This is a genomic window from Roseobacter litoralis Och 149, assembly GCF_000154785.2.
Classification (GTDB): domain Bacteria; phylum Pseudomonadota; class Alphaproteobacteria; order Rhodobacterales; family Rhodobacteraceae; genus Roseobacter; species Roseobacter litoralis.
The window spans coordinates 78024-94921 of sequence record NC_015730.1 but is presented as its reverse complement, the minus strand read 5'-3'; the positions used below and the strand labels follow the sequence as shown (position 1 = coordinate 94921).

Genomic DNA, 16898 nt, shown 5'->3' with positions numbered 1-16898 from the left:
CGCCAGAAATACAGACGGGTTGGGGCGAAAATGAGGCCACCCGGATATGGTCGGCCCATTTCATTTTCAACCGGGGGTCAGCGCAGGATCGGCACGTCGGATTTCGGCGTCGCGTCGGCATCCAGCGACGCGGGCCTCGGCCCGCCCGTTGCCCAGTCCAGCAGTTCAACGCTGTGAACAACCGGGATTTTGGTGCCGGACCCGATTTGCATCATGCACCCGATATTGCCTGCCGCGATGACATCCGGGTTTTTCGCCTCCAGCGTTTGCACTTTACGCGCTTTGAGCTGTTTGGAAATCTCTGGCTGCATCAGGTTGTATGTGCCTGCGGACCCGCAGCACAAATGCGAATCCCGTGGCTCGACCACGGTGAAGCCTGCATGTTTCAAAAGGTCTTTGGGAAAGGTCTTGATCTGCTGTCCGTGCTGCAGCGAGCAGGCCGCATGATAGCCCACGACCATGGCTTTATCGTCACCGGCGGGCATGTCCAGATCGATCAGCACTTCAGACACATCCTTGGTAATCGCTGAAACGCGCGCCGCATCCGCTGCCAGCGCAGGGTCATTGCGGAACATATGACCGTAGTCTTTCACGGTGGTGCCGCAGCCAGACGTATTGATCACAATTGCATCCAGACCGCCCGCGTCCATCTCCCGCACCCATGCCCGAATATTGCGCGCCGCGGTCGCATGGCTTTCGTCCGACTTGCCCATGTGGTGGGTCAAGGCACCACAACAACCGGCCCCTTCGGCCACGACAACCTCGCAGCCCAAGCGCCGCAACACCCGGATCGTCGCGTCATTGATGTCTGTGTTCAGCGCCTTTTGCGCACATCCCGTCATCAGCGCCACCCGCTTTTTGCGCGCGATCTGTGGTGCAAAGGTCTGCGGATCGTCATTGCGGCTCACGGGTGGAATGGTCTTGGGCGCCATTTCCAGCATCGCCTGCAAACGCGCATCCGGCATAAAACGCGCAAGCGGACGCCCCATCTTGGCCGCCAGAAGGGCCAGACGAAACCGCATCGGGTAAGGCAGAATACGCGCCAATATCCAACGCAGCGCACGGTCGCTGAACGGTCGCTTGTAGCGTTTTTCTATGTAGTCACGCGCATGATCGACCAAGTGCATATAATGCACACCCGATGGGCAAGTGGTCATACAGGCAAGGCAGGACAGGCAACGATCAATATGCTTGACCGTTTTGGCATCCGGATCACGGTCGTTTTCCAGCATATCCTTGATCAGGTAGATGCGCCCGCGCGGACTGTCGAGTTCGTCGCCCAACACCTGATATGTGGGACAAGTGGCGGTGCAAAACCCGCAGTGCACGCAAGATCGCAGAATCTCATTGCTGCGCTTGATGGCAGGCTGCGCGAGTTGCGCATCAGAAAAGTTCGTTTGCATGTGTTACACACCCTCTGACAGCGCGCGGCCCATCAGGCCCTGATTGAGCATAGCTTTCGGATCGAAACGGTGCCGCAACCCGGCGCTCAGTTGCGCGACACCGGCAGACTCCGGTTGAAACCGTGGCAGGTCTGCGGATGCTGTTCCCCGGACCAATATGGCATGGCCGTCATAGCTGCCCAGCCGGGCGCGCAGATCCGTCCCGGCAGGCACACGCATCCACATCAGGGCACCACCCCAGTCGTAGTAACAGGCCTCGGGTTTTGCCGCATCCGTCAATGCAGGTGCATCACTTGGCTTGCAGGAGATACGCCATACATCGCCAGCCTTGTCCGCATACCGCAGAACGTCACGCGCGCCAGTCCAGAACCACTCCGACAGTTCCTGACTGGCGACCTGCATCTCTGCCCCGGTATGCCGCAACAAAGATTTCAACTGCTCAATGCGGTAAGCCACCGATGCCTCGAAACCTTCTACTCTGAGGGCCGTTACCGGACCGTCTCCCATCACTTCCGCACAATGCGCCGCGCCGGTGATTTCATATGGAGAGCCGAGTGCTGCGGACATCGCGCCCACGGCAGCAGCCTTGTCGATGTTGCGCAACATCAGCGTGCCTTGCGTTTCGGGTACCGGCAACACCTTGAGTGACACCTCCGTCAGCACGCCCAAAGTGCCATGTGCGCCACACATCAGCTTGACCAGATCATAGCCCGTCACGTTTTTCATGACCCGCCCGCCGTTCTTTGTGATGTGCCCTGCCCCATCGACAAAACGCACGCCCAAAGCGTAATCACGCGCGGCTCCGCCCTGTATCCGGCGCGGCCCACTGGCGTTGGTGGCGATGACGCCACCGATGGTGGAGTGGCCGTGCGTGCCAAGCAATCCCGTCAAATCATGTGGCTCAAACGCCAGCCTTTGGCGTTCACCTGCAAGGGTTTTTTCGATCTCCTTCAGCGGCGTTCCGGCTTTGGCCACAAGTGTCAGCGCACCCGGCTCATAGATCGTAATGCCCGACAGTTTGCTCAAAGACAGCTTCTCGCCCGGCACCGCGCACCCGCGCGTGTTCCCACCCTCAATGCAAATCGGGCCAGTGGCTGCACGTATTATGTCGGCAACCGCCGCCTCGCTGTCGGGTGTCATCATCGTCTTGGGCTCGATTTTCCTGCGGATTTCATACTTCGACTATTCGGCGGCCAAAGGCAGCGCACGTCGACTTTCAGAGACGGCCAAAGGAAAGACCTTGGCCGGATTCAACAACCATTTCGGGTCAAACACATCCTTGACGATCATCTGCGCTTCAAGATCCTCCGGCTCATACTGGAACGACATCAGGTCGCGTTTTTCAATGCCCACGCCATGTTCGCCGGTCAGACAGCCGCCCACTTCGACACAGAGCTTAAGAATTTCTGCCCCCATCTCTTCGCAGAGCTCCAGATCGCCGGGCTTGTTCGCATCAAAAAGGATCAGCGGGTGCATGTTCCCGTCACCTGCATGGAATACGTTGCCAACCTGCAGGCCGAACTGTTCTGACAACTCTCCGATCCGACGCAGCACATGGGGCAGCGACGACACCGGGATCGTCCCGTCCAGACACATGTAATCATTGATTTGACCGATCGCACCAAAGGCAGATTTGCGCCCCAGCCAGATCAACGCGCTTTCCTCCGCGGAGGTGCTTTGACGCAATTCAACAGGGTCGTGGCGGCGCGCGATTTCCATGATCAGGTCCAGTTGATGATCAATCTCAGCCTCTGAACCTTCGACCTCAACGATCAGCAAGGCTTCGCACATCGGATAACCTGCCTGCGCGAAGTTTTCGCTGGTCTCAATGCACAGACGATCCATGAACTCAATCGCGACCGGCAGAACGCCCGCCTTGATGATGTCACTGACGCAAGCGCCCGCAACTTCACTGTCATCGAATCCCATGAGCACGGGGCGCGCGCCTTCCGGTTTGGGCAAAATCCGCAAGGTGGCTTCGGTCACAACGCCCAATTGCCCTTCAGAGCCGCAGATCAGACCGAGAAGATCCAGTCCTGCCGGGTCCATATGCGCCCCGCCCACCTCAATGATTTCCCCATTCATCATCACCATGGTGACGCCCATCAGGTTATTGGTGGTCACGCCGTATTTCAGGCAATGCGCGCCCCCTGAATTCATCGCGATATTGCCCGCGATTGCGCAGGCCAGCTGGCTGGACGGGTCGGGCGCATAGAAAAAGCCGTTTTCTTCCACGGCGCCGGTCACGCTCAGGTTGGTACGGCCGGTTTCCACGCGGATGTAACGATCATCGTAGTTCGTTTCGAGCACGTCATTCATGCGCGCCACGCCCAGAATCACGCAGTCTGCCGTTGGCAAAGCGCCCCCCGCCAAAGAGGTGCCAGACCCACGTGGCACGACAGGCACGCCATCCTCGTGGCAAATGCGCAGCACATCAGACACCTCTTTGGTGGATGTTGGCAGCACGACAGCCATCGGCGGACATTTATAGGCCGTCAACGCATCACACTCGTAGGCGCGCGTCTGATGCGGGTTATGAATAACCGCATCGGCAGGCAGCACGGCTTGCAAACGCTCTACCAGATGCGCCTTACGTGCCATGATCGCGGCATCAGGTACCGGCATTTCCATCCACATACTCCTTTTGGTAAATTAATATGACCAATTTAGGCCATTGGCAAGAATTATCTTACCTGCCATGCGTCTGCCTATGGATATCATGGATCGTTTGGCCCTGTTTACGCGTTTTGACATGGCAGCCGTTGTGCTGCTTTTTGGCCTTTGGTTCGTCATCGGATGGTGGGTTGAGCACGCCCCCAAAACCAGACCGTCGACATCACAGCTTATGGCAAATTACCGCAAAGAGTGGATGACGCAGATGGTCACCCGCGAACCCCGCGTATTTGATGCACAAATTTTATCGGCTCTGCGGCAGGGAACCGCGTTTTTCGCATCGACCTGCATGATCGCTCTGGGCGGAACACTCGCGTTGATCGGAAATGCCGATCAACTCGCAGGCGTTGCCGAAGACATCACGGCCACAAATTACCCCGCAATCGTTTGGGAAATCAAACTTGTGATGCTTGCCTTGTTCCTGACGAATGCTTTCTTGAAATTCGTCTGGTCAAACAGGCTTTTTGGATATTGCGCGGTGCTGATGGCAGCCGTTCCGAACGATCCGGATGCCTCCAACGCATATCACCGCGCCTCGCAGGCAGCAGAAATCAACATCACGGCGGCCAAGGGTTTTAACCGAGGCTTGCGTTCCATCTATTTTGCCCTCGCATCAGCGGCCTGGCTTTTGGGCCCACTGGCTTTGGCGCTGGCTGCATTTGTCACATTCACAGTCGTCTGGCGGCGCGAATTTGCATCCAACTCTCGCAAAATTCTGCTGGATGGCTATGTTTAACCGAGAAGAAAAATGAGCCGATTCCCGAACATGGTCCGACATTTCATTACTGCGTTGCTGTTTTTGAGCCTGCCAGCAATGGCCGAGCCGCCGAAGATTGATCACGTTTCTGCCCGTCAGGCAGAGAACGGAACATGGCGCTTTAGCGTAACTATTTCGCATCCGGACACCGGTTGGGATCACTATGCGGATGCTTGGCGGGTGCTGGACATGGATGGCAAGGAACTGGGCACGCGTGCTCTTGCGCATCCTCATGTGGATGAACAACCATTCACGCGTTCACTGTCGAACGTGCGCATCCCCGAAGGTGTAAAACGTGTACAAGTGCAGGCACGGGACAAGCCCGGCGGGTGGAACCCAAAGACCGAAATCATCACGCTGAAATAGATATGCCTGCCCGCAAAAGGTCAAAGCACCGGGGCAACCGTAATGCGATTCGTTCCTCGGCTTGAAGAGTCGTGCAGAACGGTGCACACCCGATGCGACCAGCACGTGAAGGACGTATCATGAAGACGACAATTTTGGGCGGCATTCTGTTTTTGGCACCACTTGCGGTGATCGCGATACTGTTGGGCAAAGTCTATCAGATTGGTCTGCTTGTTGCCGCGCCGGTTGACCAGCTTATCCCGGTCACTCAAATCGGTGGCCTCGCGCTGGTGAATATACTGGCCATTATCATGATACTCGTGGTGTGCTTTCTGGCGGGTCTGGTTGCCCGAAGCCAATTCATGAGAATGCGGGTTCGCAAGATTGACGATCTGCTGATTGATGTGATTCCCACTTACGCGGTTTTCAAAGGGATGCTGGGTAGCATGAGCGGGTCCGAGGACGTCGCTGCACTGATGAAACCGGTTGTCGTGAAGTTCGACGACTACGACCAGATCGCCTTTGAGACGGAGCGGGACGAAACGCAAGCTGTTCTGTTCATTCCCGGCTCGCCTTCAGCATGGTCCGGAACGACGGCCATTGTCACACTGGACAGGGTGCAATCCTTGGACTTGCCCACCCATCAGGCGGTCAAACTGATGCGCGTGATGGGCCGCGGCACGCTCGCCACACGGCGAAAACTGATTGAGAACCAAGTACTCTAGAGCGTCTGACGAAATACCTGAAACATCAAGTATCACGTAACGCGTTGAAATCTTTAATTTCAGGCAGCGTTACGTGATTCAGGTTTTTCGCATGACGCTTTAGAACTGGCGCGCCTTGGTCAGCTGCGATGGTAAGGTGCCCCGGCCAGAATTGACGCTGCGCGATACAGCTGTTCGGCCAGCATGACGCGCACAAGCATATGGGGCCACACCATCTTGCCGAATGACAGTGCGAAATCCGCCTCCGCGCGCAACGCGGGGTCGATCCCATCTGCGCCGCCGATCACAAAGGCCAGATCACCCCGACCCTGATCCCGCCAGCCTCCTAGCCTGCCAGCAAAATCTGGTGAGCTTTCGACGCGCCCGCGTTCGTCAAGAACTGCGATCAGCGCGCCATCTGGAAGCGCACGGCGCAGCAATACAGCTTCGTTGCTCATACCGCCGTTCTTGCGGTCCTCGACTTCGACAATGCGTGCGGGGCCCAAGCCAAGCGGGCGCCCCGACCGCGCAAAACGCGTCAGATAGTCGTCGATCAGATCTTTCTCAGGCCCGGCACGCAAGCGCCCAACCGCGATGATGTGGATACGCATCGAGGCCGCGTCAGATTAATTTGCCGCCGTTTCGGGACCACCCATGGGCTGCCACATCTTTTCAAGCTGGTAGAATTCCCGGACTTCGGGACGAAAGACATGGACGATGACATCGCCGGTGTCGATCAAAACCCAGTCGCCGGTTTCTTTGCCTTCGGTCTTTGACACACGCCCGAAATCATCTTTTATCTTCTGTACAAGCTTTTCAGAAATCGAGGACACCTGACGGGTCGACCGGCCTGAACAGATCACCATATAGTCGCCAATTTCCGTCTTACCGCGCAGATCAATCTGTACGATATCTTCGGCCTTGTCGTCATTCAGGGAAGTCAGGATTGTCGCCAACAGTTTTTCGCTCGTGGCTATCTCGGTTGCGGCAGCCATTACCGCAGCCTCGGTGTGCGCAGCTTTTGCTGCATCAGCATGGATTGACAGGACATTGTCCTCCTTTGGATGCGCCGCCAGACCCCGGTCGCTGGGTGTAGGCTAAATCTAACAATATGATTGCGACAATTCAATAACAGCTTGAGAAACACATTGTTACGCAGCGCACGTCATGCCGCAGCCCGCAGACCACAGCGCACGCCAGGCGGCATCAAGCCCGGCCAATTCCTGGGCGTCAAATCCGAAATCTCGTTCCCAGTAACGCCCGGTGGCGACGAAATAGCCCAGATCATCTTCGCGCTTCAGCACGACATCCATACCGCGGATCTCCGGAAGGACAAACGCAGCTTCACGCAGATCAGAGGCCTTTGCCCTTTGAAACATCAACTCGCTCGGCTCAGAAGAAAGGTTCACGCAGCAACACCCCTGCGCCGCCGCCAGCGCCCCCAAACGCGCTGATTTTGCACCTAAATCCTGCAGTGTGATGTCTGCGCGCAACGGGTCAGCGGCACCGGTTCCGTAAAAATGGGTCGGGCCTGCCTTGGGATAAACCATGTCACAGCCCAGAAACGCCATCACCTTGGGTCGCAGCGCCTGCAAGGCCCAATAGGCCGTTGTGAAGGCCATCGTGCCGCCCGCATAGACAAACCCACCATAGGCGTTTTGCGTCGGTACGAATTGATCTGCCTGAACAAGCCGCTGGGACGGCAGGACGTTTTGTGGCCGCCGGTCCGCTGGAAAGTCTTCGGGAAAGACCAGATCGTCCCAGTCTTCCCGGATCTGCCAAGCGTTATTGATCGCCACGATTCGGTCAAAATACGCGCGCGGCCACGCTTTGGCCTGCGGTGCATTGGGGCCGCTGCCGAGGATCAGTACAATGTCTGTTTGTTGCGCCATAATCATCGCTCGCCTGCGTTCAAGAGATGCAAAAGCTAGTCCCCGATCAGGCAGGGGCAAGGCAGTCCTCGGCTTAATCCTGTTCTTCAAGAACCCGAACCTCGCGCTGAGGGAAGGGAATGGAGATGTTGTTTGCCTTGAAAATATCCCAGAGCGCCAGATAAACCCCGCCGCGGATATTGGTCAGCCCGCCGGTCGGGTCCCTGATCCAGAACCTGAGAATGTAATCAACCGAACTGTCGCCAAAACCCACGATATGACACACAGGCGTCTTTGGTGGCCCCAGAACACGGGACACCCCGCTGGCCGCCTCGACCGCCAATTTGCGCACCACATGCGGATCACAGCCGTAGGAGGTGCCGAAAAATATATCGAGTCGGACATATTCATCCGAATGCGACCAGTTCACCACCTGCCCGGTGATCAAATCCTCATTCGGGATCAGGTATTCGCGCCCGTCCCGCGTCACCACGCTGACGTAGCGCGCGCCCAGACTGTTGATCCAGCCGAATGTTTCACCAAGGCTGATTACATCGCCGGGCTTGATCGACTTATCGAGCAGGATGATCACACCCGACACAAGGTTGGAGACGACCTTTTGCAGACCAAACCCCAAACCCACACCAATAGCGCCGGACAAGACCGCCAGCCCGGTGAGGTCCAGACCCAGCGCATTGATCCCCATGAACAGCGCGAGCCCGTAAAAGATAACCTGCACTGCCTTGACCACAAGCACCTGCATGGAGGGGCTGATGTCTTCGTTGCTGCGGATGCGCGATGCGGTGGTGCGGCTGATGAACCGCGCGCCGGTGAACAGCACGCCAACCACCACGGCCGCCGAGAGCACGGAGAGCAATGAAATACGATAATCACCAAAGTTCAGACCGACATCATCCAGAAATCCCGATGCCTCATCGCCGATGCCGATCAGGATCAGCGTCGCATAGATCCACATCCCCCAGACCACGAACCGGCGCAGCAAACGGTTCTGGATAAAACGCCCCAGAAAGCTGATCACCGCCCAGGCGACCGCCAGCGTTGCAGCCAGACCGATTAAATAGGATCGCGAGGGCCATGTAATCTGCTGCATGATCTGATACAAAAGACCGGCCATGAGTGCAAAACAGATCAGACCCAAACGGCGCTTGATCTGAACAATGACCCGGAGTTTCCATTTCTCCCACCCTTCGCGCGCCCGCACACGGCGGTCTATTTCGCGGCCCAAAAGGCGGTGCAGGACCCAGGCCACAAGCACAAGTGCCAGCAGGATGATGATCTGGTTTTGACGCCAGCCCGGGTTCAGAATGCTTACGGCAAAGCTGGTGATCAAATGCCAAATCTCATCGACTGACATCAGAACACGATCAAAGTCCTGCGACTGGTTTTCCATAAGCGGCAAGGTTACATATCGGCCAAACACCCACAAGGCGATGTGCAATTCCCAAGGCTTGATGAAGGGCGCATTTCACGCTATCGGTTCAACGCAATGAAACAGCTGTTTGACATATCGGATCATGCGCGACTGCCCGGCCGCTTTATGTGCCTCATACGCGCTGTGCCGGCGCACCAATAGGCGCAGCGCGCAGTTGAGTTTGAACATTTCCACAATACGGGAGAGGACTAATGTCCCCCAAGACACTTTACGATAAAATCTGGGATGCCCATGTGGCACATGAGGCCGATGACGGCACGACCCTGCTTTATATTGACCGCCACCTCGTACATGAGGTGACCTCCCCGCAGGCTTTTGAGGGGTTGCGCATGACGGGCCGGACGGTCCGCGCGCCGGACAAGACGATTGCTGTGCCGGATCACAACGTGCCCACCACGCTGGGGCGCGAAAATGCCGACAACATGACCGAAGACAGCCGCATACAGGTCGCGGCCCTTGATACCAATGCCAAGGAATTCGGCATCCACTACTACCCGGTTTCGGATATTCGTCAGGGCATCGTGCACATCGTTGGGCCCGAACAGGGCTGGACGCTGCCCGGCATGACCGTCGTTTGTGGCGACAGTCACACAGCGACACATGGGGCCTTTGGCGCTTTGGCGCATGGGATCGGTACATCCGAGGTCGAACATGTTCTGGCCACGCAGACGTTGATCCAGAAGAAATCCAAGAACATGAAGGTCGAGATTACCGGCAAACTGCGCCCGGGCGTCACGGCCAAGGACATCACCCTGTCAGTGATCGGACATACCGGGACTGCTGGCGGCACCGGCTACGTGATCGAATACTGTGGCGAGGCGATCCGTGATCTGTCGATGGAAGGCCGCATGACCGTTTGCAACATGGCCATTGAAGGCGGCGCGCGCGCCGGTCTAATTGCGCCGGACGAAAAGACCTATGAATACTGCATGGGCAGGCCCCACGCGCCCAAAGGCGCGCAGTGGGAAGCGGCCATGTCATGGTGGAAAACCCTCTATTCGGACGATGACGCGCATTGGGATAAGGTCATTACCATCAAAGGCGATGAAATCGCACCCGTCGTCACATGGGGCACCTCACCCGAGGATGTGTTGCCGATTACGGCGAGCGTTCCCAACGCTGAGGACTTCAAAGGCGGCAAAATCGGAGCGGTCCAGCGGTCGCTTGAGTATATGGGCCTCACGCCCGGCACGCCCTTGTCCGAGGTGGAAATTGACACGGTATTTATCGGGTCCTGCACCAACGGTCGCATCGAGGATCTGCGCGCCGCTGCCGAAATCCTGAAGGGCAAGAAAAAGAAGGAAGGCTTGCGCGCGATGGTCGTGCCCGGTTCCGGACTTGTGCGCGCGCAGGCCGAAGAAGAGGGGCTTGCGGACATTTTCAAGGATGCAGGTTTCGAATGGCGGCTGGCCGGGTGCTCCATGTGCCTAGCGATGAACCCCGATCAACTCGCCCCGGGTGAGCGCTGTGCGGCGACATCAAACCGCAATTTTGAGGGCCGTCAGGGCCGTGGCGGACGCACGCATCTGATGTCCCCAGCCATGGCCGCCGCCGCCGCCATCACGGGCCGCCTGACGGATGTACGCGAGCTGATGTGATCCGGCCAAAGCCTGAATGAACAAGCCCGTCGTTCTTTTGAGCGGCGGGCTTTTTTGTTTCACCTGAGTTGCGAAGCACAACCAAAAGATTGCCGCTGATCAAGGCACAATCGCATGAGTTGCAAAATGGAATATCACGGCTTCAAAAGTTAAGAAAACGTTGCCAGATGAGCTTTGTTGCGATACGCGACAGGGTATAGAAACGGATGCATAAAATTGTCCGAACTGTTAAATGTAACAACTGTTAAAAGGTAAGTAGTATGAACTTCAAACATTTGATGGCCACAACGGCTGCTGTTATCACATTGGGCGTTTCCGCGGCGAGTGCTGCGTCCTTTAGCTTTGTCGGGACGAACCAGACGCAGGTGATTGCGAAGAATGACCTTGGCCTGGGACTGAACGGTCAGACGATTGACTTTATTTCGGGTGATCAAAAATCAACGTCAAACGGCCTGTCAATCGTCGGTGGCCCTGCCAAAATAACCTTCACTTACTTGGGCTTCGAGGCCGGAAACACCAATTTCTCTGCCAATGTGGGCGGAACGATCTTTACCAACAAAGGTCCCGGCGCATCTGCGCAAAACGCAAGCGTGTCGGTAAATCAATTGCTGGACGGGCTCGTTGCCTTCTCCTTCGGCACAACCGCACCTGTTGGCAGCCAAGGCGAGATTTTCAACAATGCGGGCGCCAATCCTGCATCGAGTGACTATGCTATCGGTTACAAGGCAATAAGCGCGACATCGTATTACGTGTTGTTCGACGACATCGCATCGGGCGACCGCGACTTTGACGATATCGGCATGCGGATTGATATTGCACCAGTCCCGCTTCCTGCCGCCGGGTTCATGTTGCTGGCGGGCATCGGTGGGCTTGCCGCTATGAAACGGCGCAAAAAAGCATCTTAATGGTGTGAATGATCTACGTTAAGATGGCGGCATTTCGGTGCCGCCATTTTTCGTTTATGAAGGGTTGGACCCCTCACAAAACAAAGCGTCATGGTCAACTGTGAAACGCAACGGCAATCAAAGGCTGGGTTTCAGGGAACCAACGCGGTTGATTGGCCTGTTTTGCTTTACAGCATCGCCTCAAGCCCCGTTCGATAGTTGGGGTATTTCAAAACGACGCCCAACTCGCGTTTGATCAGATCGTTGCGCACCTTCTTGCTCTCGGCATAAAAGCTGCGCGCCATCGGGGTCATATCCGCGGTTTCAAAGTCAACCTCCGGCGGCAGGGGCAGACCCAAAAGCTCCGCCGCATGACCGATCACATCCTGCGGTGGGGCAGGATCATCATCGCAGACGTTATAGATCGCACCCGGACGCGGCTGCTGGATCGAGGCCATCAACACCTGCGCGATATCCTCCACATGGGTGCGTGAAAAAACCTGACCCTTTTTGATGATCCGCCGGGCAGTTCCCGCGCGCACCTTGGAGAACGGACCACGGCCCGGGCCGTAGATGCCCGCCAATCGAAAGATATGTAACGGCAAATCGGGGATGGCCTGCCATGCGGCTTCTGCCGCGACACGCGCCTGACCGCGCGCCGTCGATGGTGTCAGCGGTGTGTCTTCATCCACCCATGCGCCATCATGATCGCCATAAACACCCGTGGTCGAAAGATAGCCGACCCATTTCAACTGCCGGGCATGGTCGGCAATTTGAGCGTGCAACCGGCGCAAAACGGGATCACCATCCTTGTCAGGTCCAGCAGAAATCAGCAGCGCTGTGGCGTTCCTTATCGTGCCACTGACGTCCGACCCGGGCCAGATCAGCGGCTCAACACCCGTTTGCGCAATGCCTGCGGCTTTGTCGGCGCTGCGTGTTGTGCCAATCACGCGCCAACCTGCCGGTATCAACAGGGCGGCGAGCGCCCGCGCACTATAGCCATGCCCAAAGGATAGAAGTGTTTTCTGCGTCATCTTACTAAAATGACGCCTTGATCCGGCAGAGACAACCCCGGACTGCCCGACCGCTATCGGCCTTTCCAAACCGGGTCGCGTTTTTCGGCGAAAGCCGTTGCGCCCTCAAGCTGATCCTCAGAACTATAGAGCACGTCGATGGTTTCAAGCTGCCGTTTGGTAATCCGGTTCATGATGTCCTGAAACTTGGCGTCTTCTGCCTCTCGCACCACCTCTTTGATTGCGGCGTAGACCAGCGGTGGACCGGAGGCCAGCAACTCCGCCAGCTCCCATGCGCGGGGTAACAGATCAGCGGCGGGCAGGATTTCATTGACCAGCCCCCAGCCTTTGGCTTCTTGTGGGTCGAACCAGCGCCCGGTCAGCAGCAATTCCATGGCGATATGGTAGGGGATACGTTTGGGCAGCTTGATCGAAGCCGCATCCGCGATGGTGCCAGAGCGGATTTCCGGCAAGGCAAAGCTGGCGTGATCAGCGGCCAGAATCATATCCGCACTCAGCGCCAGTTCCAATCCGCCCCCGCAGGCAATGCCGTTGACGGCTGCAATCACCGGTTTGTTCATCGCGCGCAATTCCTGCAGACCGCCAAAACCACCGACACCATAATCGCCATCAACCGCATCACCCTCCGCTGCCGCCTTGAGATCCCAGCCAGGGCAAAAGAACTTTTCACCCGCCCCGGTCAAAATCGCCACGCGCAGATCCGGATCGTCTCTGAAGCTGCGAAAAACCTCTCCCATCTCGCGCGAGGTCGCCAAGTCAATCGCATTGGCTTTGGGGCGGTCGAGCGTAATCTCTAAAATCATGCCCTTTGTACGGGTTCTAATCGGGTCCATTTGGCTCTCCTGCCGGGATTAAAGGTGTGCACCGCATGATGAGGGCATCCGCCGCTATTGCCGCATCAGGGGTACACATCAACGGGTTGATTTCAACTTCTTGCACATGGGCCGCGTTGTTTATGACGTAATCCTGCAAGCCCATCACCGCGTCAATGACTGCAGGCAAACACGCCGCCTTGGCGCCGCGATACCCGCGCAGCATCGGATAAATCCGCAACTCCGCCAAAGCGTCCGCCACATCCACCCGCGACGCCGGGATCAGCAGTGATCTTTGATCGCCCCACAGTTCGGTCAATACACCGCCCGCCGCAAGGGTCAGCACAAACCCATGTGCGGCGTCGCGCGTCACACCTATGAGAAGTTCCGCAACGGTGCCCGTGACCATTTCCTCGACGAGAAACCGGTCGCCAGGCATGTCTCGCGCCGCCATGGCGAGGGTTTCCGCCTGTACATTCAGCCTGAGCGCGCCTGCCTCGGATTTATGCGCCAGCCCTATGGCCTTGAGGGCCAAGGGCGCGACGAGCGCAGATGCCATGCCTCCAAGATCAGCCCGTTTCACAACTAGCCCACGCGGGACAGGTATGCCAAAACGCGCAAGGCTTTGTTTGGCCTCCGCCTCTGACAGCATTTCGGTTTTGCTGCTGGGTCCGGCACGCAACGGAGGTGCATCCTGCGGGGCGATGCACCCCGCTGCGGCCTCAACCGCGCCGAGCGCTTCACGCACCCCATGCAAGGGCGTCACCCCCGCCGCCATAAGGCGTGCCGACACATCCGGGGGGAGCAATTCGGGCAAGGTCGCAACCACGGCCACGGGCCGCCCGCTGCGTTTGTGAACAGCGATCGCTGCTTGTGTCGCACAGTCCCACGCGGTCGCATCCGTGTGCGGATAGTCCAGAATGATCATCACCAGATCGATATGCGGCGCCGCCATCGGTAACCATGCCGCTGCCATCTTATCCGCATCCCCCCAAACATATGTGTGATAATCCAGCGGGTTAGACAGCGCGACCATCGGCCCCAAGGCGCTGGACAAGGCGTTACGTTGCGCGTCACTCAAGGGTGGAAAGGAAACCGCGTGCTGTGCGGCCATATCGGCAACGAGCGAAGCTTCCCCGCCGGAGCAACTGATCGATGAAAGCCTGCTGCCCGGCAGAACCCCGTGGCAGTGCAGCAGCTTGAGGGTTTCCAGAAAGGTCGGCAAATCCTGCATCCGCGGGATACTGAGATAGCGCAGAAACGCGGAAGCGCCAGCGTCACTCCCTGCGAGCGATGCTGTATGTGACACGGTCGCCTGCTGCGCCTGATCGGACACGCCGATCTTGAGAACGATGATCGGTACGGATTTGTCATATGCCTTTTGCGCCAGTGCGTGCCAAAGATGCGTGTCGCCAAACCCCTCCACATGCAGACCCAGCGCTGTGACGCGCGGATCATCCAGCAGGGCCATGGCGATATCTGCCTGCGTGGTTTGGGCCATGTTCCCGCACGTCACTGTATAGGCGATGGGCAAGGCGCGCCGCTGCATTGTCAGATTGATCGCAATATTGGAGCTTTGCGTCAGGATCGCGACACCGCGATCCACGCGCGCACAGCCATGTTGATCAGGCCAAAGCAGTGCGCCATCCACCGCATTCACAAAGCCGTAGCAGTTCGGTCCAAGAATCGGCATATCGCCCGCCGCTGCCACAAGATCCGCTTGCAAACCCGCACTTGCGGGGTCCTCGGCATCTGCTTCAGCAAAGCCCGAGGCGAAACAAACGGCACCCCCTGCCCCCATCGCGGCAAGCTCTGACACGGCCGCAGCCGTGCTGTGACGGTTTATGCCCAGAAATACAGCATCAGGCACATGGGGAAGGTCGCGGACACGGGCCACCGCCGTGATCCCTTCGACGACATCCGATCTGGGATGCACACGCCAAATATCACCTGCAAATCCCATCGCACGGGACTGGCGCACGACTTGCTGGCACCAATATCCACCGCCGACAACCGCGATGGATCGGGGTCGCAGCAAGCGCGACAGATCGCGCGTTGCACCTTTTTTGGCCCTGCTGCTTTCAAGGGGCGACATCGTCGTTAGGCCCCCAAAGCCCGCAGCAGATCACGGCTGATGATGTGGCGCTGGATTTCAGACGTACCGTCCCAAATCCGCTCGACCCGGGCATCGCGCCAGAACCGTTCCAGCGGGTAGTCATCCATCAGGCCCATGCCCCCATGTATTTGGATCGCGGCATCGGTGACCCGCGCCAGCATCTCCGAGGCATATAGCTTGGCGGAGGCAATCTCGCGGTTGGCAGGCAGCCCTTTATCCAGCCGATCCGCCGCGGCCAGCGTCAGCAAATCCGCCGCGTCGATTTCCGTCACCATATCGGCCAGCTGGAAACTCACGCCCTGAAATTTACCGATCTTTTGTCCGAACTGTTCCCGTTCCGCCGCGTAGTTCAGCGCATAATCAAAGACACGCCGGGCGCGCCCCACCGACATTGTGGCCACCGTAATACGGGTGGCGTAAAGCCAGGTGTTCATGACCTCAAAACCGCCATCAACGTCGCCGAGGACCTGCGCATCGGGCAGGCGGCAGTCATCGAAATCAAGGATCATGTTTTTATATCCCCGATGGCTGACCGATTTATATCCGTCGCGGATGGTGAAACCGGGCGTGCCGCGATCCACCAGAAACGCCGTGATCCGCTTTTTGGGGCCCTTGGCCGTCTGATCTTCGCCGGTTGCGATGAACACGATGATGAAATCCGCATGATCCGCACCCGAGATGAAATGCTTGGTCCCATTCACCACCCAGTCACCACCTTTCCGCACCGCAGCACATTTCATGCCGCGCACATCCGATCCTGCACCCGGTTCGGTCATGGCCAGCGCATCCATCCGCTCACCGCGCACGGCGGGCATGAGATAGCGTTCGATCTGATCCCCTTCACAGGCCATCAGGATATTCTGCGGGCGGCCAAAGAAATGGTTGAGCGCCATCGAGCCGCGCCCCAATTCACGTTCCACCAGTGCAAACTCAAGATGGTTCAGCCCGGCACAGCCCACGCTTTCCGGGAAATTACAGGCGTAAAAGCCCAGATCAATGGTTTTGCGTTTGATCTCATCCGCGATCTCTGCAGGCACTTCGCCTGTCCGCTCGACCAGTTCCTCGTGGGGGTAAATCTCTTTTTCAACAAAGCTGCGAACGGACTCCGCAATCATCGTATGTTCGTCGGTTAAGCCGTAAGTTGTCATGATATTTGTCTTTTGGTTGGGAAAGGGACGGGCGACCGCATGCCTTTCTTCCCAACCGCCGTGTGCTGGTCCAGCGTTTCAAGTCCTCGTAAAATGCAGG

Annotated in this window: 16 protein-coding genes; 5 read left to right on the top strand and 11 right to left on the bottom strand. The window is 57.6% G+C overall.

Going from position 1 to position 16898, the window contains the following annotated elements; translation table 11 throughout:
* Positions 1 to 77: 77 nt before the first annotated feature.
* Genes glcF through RLO149_RS00425 form a run of 3 tightly spaced genes read right to left on the bottom strand, consistent with a single transcriptional unit; the run spans position 78 to position 4034 of the window.
* The gene (gene glcF / locus RLO149_RS00435; RefSeq protein ID WP_013960065.1) at positions 78 to 1403 is read right to left on the bottom strand and encodes a glycolate oxidase subunit GlcF; all 1326 of its coding nucleotides are present in this window, start codon (positions 1401 to 1403) and stop codon (positions 78 to 80) included.
* A gap of 3 nt (positions 1404 to 1406) precedes the next feature.
* Positions 1407 to 2546, bottom strand: a complete 1140-nt coding sequence (locus RLO149_RS00430) for an FAD-binding protein (protein WP_013960064.1) — start codon at positions 2544 to 2546, stop codon at positions 1407 to 1409.
* Positions 2547 to 2585: 39 nt separating this feature from the next.
* Positions 2586 to 4034 (bottom strand): FAD-linked oxidase C-terminal domain-containing protein, encoded by a 1449-nt coding sequence (locus tag RLO149_RS00425; protein WP_013960063.1) that lies wholly within the window; start codon positions 4032 to 4034, stop codon positions 2586 to 2588.
* Between the two features lie 79 nt (positions 4035 to 4113).
* Between RLO149_RS00425 and RLO149_RS00420 the strand changes: the two genes are divergently transcribed.
* The 3 genes from RLO149_RS00420 (at position 4114) to RLO149_RS00410 (ending at position 5903) form a co-directional block, all read left to right on the top strand.
* Entirely contained in the window at positions 4114 to 4812 is a 699-nt protein-coding gene (locus tag RLO149_RS00420) for a DUF599 domain-containing protein (RefSeq protein ID WP_044025145.1), read from the top strand.
* A 12-nt stretch (positions 4813 to 4824) separates the two neighbouring features.
* A complete protein-coding gene (locus tag RLO149_RS00415) occupies positions 4825 to 5199 on the top strand; it encodes a hypothetical protein (RefSeq protein WP_013960061.1) in 375 nt (124 codons plus the stop codon).
* 119 nt (positions 5200 to 5318) lie between these two features.
* A complete protein-coding gene (locus RLO149_RS00410) occupies positions 5319 to 5903 on the top strand; it encodes a DUF502 domain-containing protein (protein ID WP_013960060.1) in 585 nt (194 codons plus the stop codon).
* Positions 5904 to 6022: 119 nt separating this feature from the next.
* Here the strand turns inward: RLO149_RS00410 and rlmH are convergent, their stop codons facing one another.
* From rlmH to RLO149_RS00390, 4 genes are all read right to left on the bottom strand, one after another.
* Positions 6023 to 6493 (bottom strand): 23S rRNA (pseudouridine(1915)-N(3))-methyltransferase RlmH, encoded by a 471-nt coding sequence (gene rlmH / locus RLO149_RS00405; RefSeq protein ID WP_013960059.1) that lies wholly within the window; start codon positions 6491 to 6493, stop codon positions 6023 to 6025.
* A gap of 15 nt (positions 6494 to 6508) precedes the next feature.
* Positions 6509 to 6877 (bottom strand): ribosome silencing factor, encoded by a 369-nt coding sequence (gene rsfS, locus RLO149_RS00400; RefSeq protein WP_013960058.1) that lies wholly within the window; start codon positions 6875 to 6877, stop codon positions 6509 to 6511.
* A gap of 156 nt (positions 6878 to 7033) precedes the next feature.
* Complete coding sequence (locus RLO149_RS00395) at positions 7034 to 7774, bottom strand: hypothetical protein (protein ID WP_044025488.1); 741 nt, start codon at positions 7772 to 7774, stop codon at positions 7034 to 7036.
* Positions 7775 to 7847: 73 nt separating this feature from the next.
* Entirely contained in the window at positions 7848 to 9164 is a 1317-nt protein-coding gene (locus RLO149_RS00390) for a mechanosensitive ion channel family protein (RefSeq protein ID WP_013960056.1), read from the bottom strand.
* Positions 9165 to 9397: 233 nt separating this feature from the next.
* On the opposite strand from RLO149_RS00390, the gene leuC reads away from it, so the two are divergent.
* Both leuC and RLO149_RS00380 read left to right on the top strand, forming a co-directional pair.
* Positions 9398 to 10804, top strand: coding sequence for a 3-isopropylmalate dehydratase large subunit (leuC, locus tag RLO149_RS00385; RefSeq protein ID WP_013960055.1), 1407 nt, complete (start codon positions 9398 to 9400; stop codon positions 10802 to 10804).
* A gap of 260 nt (positions 10805 to 11064) precedes the next feature.
* Positions 11065 to 11709: a VPLPA-CTERM sorting domain-containing protein gene (locus RLO149_RS00380; protein WP_013960054.1), complete on the top strand. Its 645-nt coding sequence runs from the start codon at positions 11065 to 11067 to the stop codon at positions 11707 to 11709.
* Positions 11710 to 11876: 167 nt separating this feature from the next.
* On the opposite strand, the gene RLO149_RS00375 is transcribed toward RLO149_RS00380, so the two are convergent.
* From RLO149_RS00375 to RLO149_RS00360, 4 genes are read right to left on the bottom strand one after another with little or no spacing between them, the layout of a single operon-like run.
* Entirely contained in the window at positions 11877 to 12722 is an 846-nt protein-coding gene (locus RLO149_RS00375) for an SDR family oxidoreductase (protein ID WP_013960053.1), read from the bottom strand.
* A 53-nt stretch (positions 12723 to 12775) separates the two neighbouring features.
* On the bottom strand, positions 12776 to 13555 hold the full coding sequence (locus RLO149_RS00370; RefSeq protein ID WP_013960052.1) for a carnitinyl-CoA dehydratase: 780 nt from the start codon (positions 13553 to 13555) through the stop codon (positions 12776 to 12778).
* A complete protein-coding gene (locus RLO149_RS00365) occupies positions 13542 to 15629 on the bottom strand; it encodes an acetate--CoA ligase family protein (RefSeq protein ID WP_013960051.1) in 2088 nt (695 codons plus the stop codon). The genes RLO149_RS00370 and RLO149_RS00365 overlap by 14 nt, the downstream gene beginning before the upstream one ends.
* A 5-nt stretch (positions 15630 to 15634) precedes the next feature.
* Positions 15635 to 16798 carry an acyl-CoA dehydrogenase family protein gene (locus RLO149_RS00360; protein ID WP_013960050.1) on the bottom strand — a complete coding sequence of 388 codons (1164 nt, stop codon included), beginning with the start codon at positions 16796 to 16798 and terminating at the stop codon, positions 15635 to 15637.
* Positions 16799 to 16898: the final 100 nt, after the last annotated feature.

Coding starts and splice junctions, on each gene's coding strand:
- RLO149_RS00410 (WP_013960060.1), top strand. CDS start 5,319: ATGAAGACGACAATTTTGGGCGGCATTCTGTTTTTGGCACCACTTGCG.
- RLO149_RS00430 (WP_013960064.1), bottom strand. CDS start 2,546: ATGATGACACCCGACAGCGAGGCGGCGGTTGCCGACATAATACGTGCA.
- RLO149_RS00425 (WP_013960063.1), bottom strand. CDS start 4,034: ATGGAAATGCCGGTACCTGATGCCGCGATCATGGCACGTAAGGCGCAT.
- RLO149_RS00365 (WP_013960051.1), bottom strand. CDS start 15,629: ATGTCGCCCCTTGAAAGCAGCAGGGCCAAAAAAGGTGCAACGCGCGAT.
- RLO149_RS00395 (WP_044025488.1), bottom strand. CDS start 7,774: ATGGCGCAACAAACAGACATTGTACTGATCCTCGGCAGCGGCCCCAAT.
- leuC (WP_013960055.1), top strand. CDS start 9,398: ATGTCCCCCAAGACACTTTACGATAAAATCTGGGATGCCCATGTGGCA.
- RLO149_RS00360 (WP_013960050.1), bottom strand. CDS start 16,798: ATGACAACTTACGGCTTAACCGACGAACATACGATGATTGCGGAGTCC.
- rsfS (WP_013960058.1), bottom strand. CDS start 6,877: ATGGCTGCCGCAACCGAGATAGCCACGAGCGAAAAACTGTTGGCGACA.
- RLO149_RS00375 (WP_013960053.1), bottom strand. CDS start 12,722: ATGACGCAGAAAACACTTCTATCCTTTGGGCATGGCTATAGTGCGCGG.
- RLO149_RS00380 (WP_013960054.1), top strand. CDS start 11,065: ATGAACTTCAAACATTTGATGGCCACAACGGCTGCTGTTATCACATTG.
- glcF (WP_013960065.1), bottom strand. CDS start 1,403: ATGCAAACGAACTTTTCTGATGCGCAACTCGCGCAGCCTGCCATCAAG.
- rlmH (WP_013960059.1), bottom strand. CDS start 6,493: ATGCGTATCCACATCATCGCGGTTGGGCGCTTGCGTGCCGGGCCTGAG.
- RLO149_RS00420 (WP_044025145.1), top strand. CDS start 4,114: ATGGATATCATGGATCGTTTGGCCCTGTTTACGCGTTTTGACATGGCA.
- RLO149_RS00390 (WP_013960056.1), bottom strand. CDS start 9,164: ATGGAAAACCAGTCGCAGGACTTTGATCGTGTTCTGATGTCAGTCGAT.
- RLO149_RS00415 (WP_013960061.1), top strand. CDS start 4,825: ATGAGCCGATTCCCGAACATGGTCCGACATTTCATTACTGCGTTGCTG.
- RLO149_RS00370 (WP_013960052.1), bottom strand. CDS start 13,555: ATGGACCCGATTAGAACCCGTACAAAGGGCATGATTTTAGAGATTACG.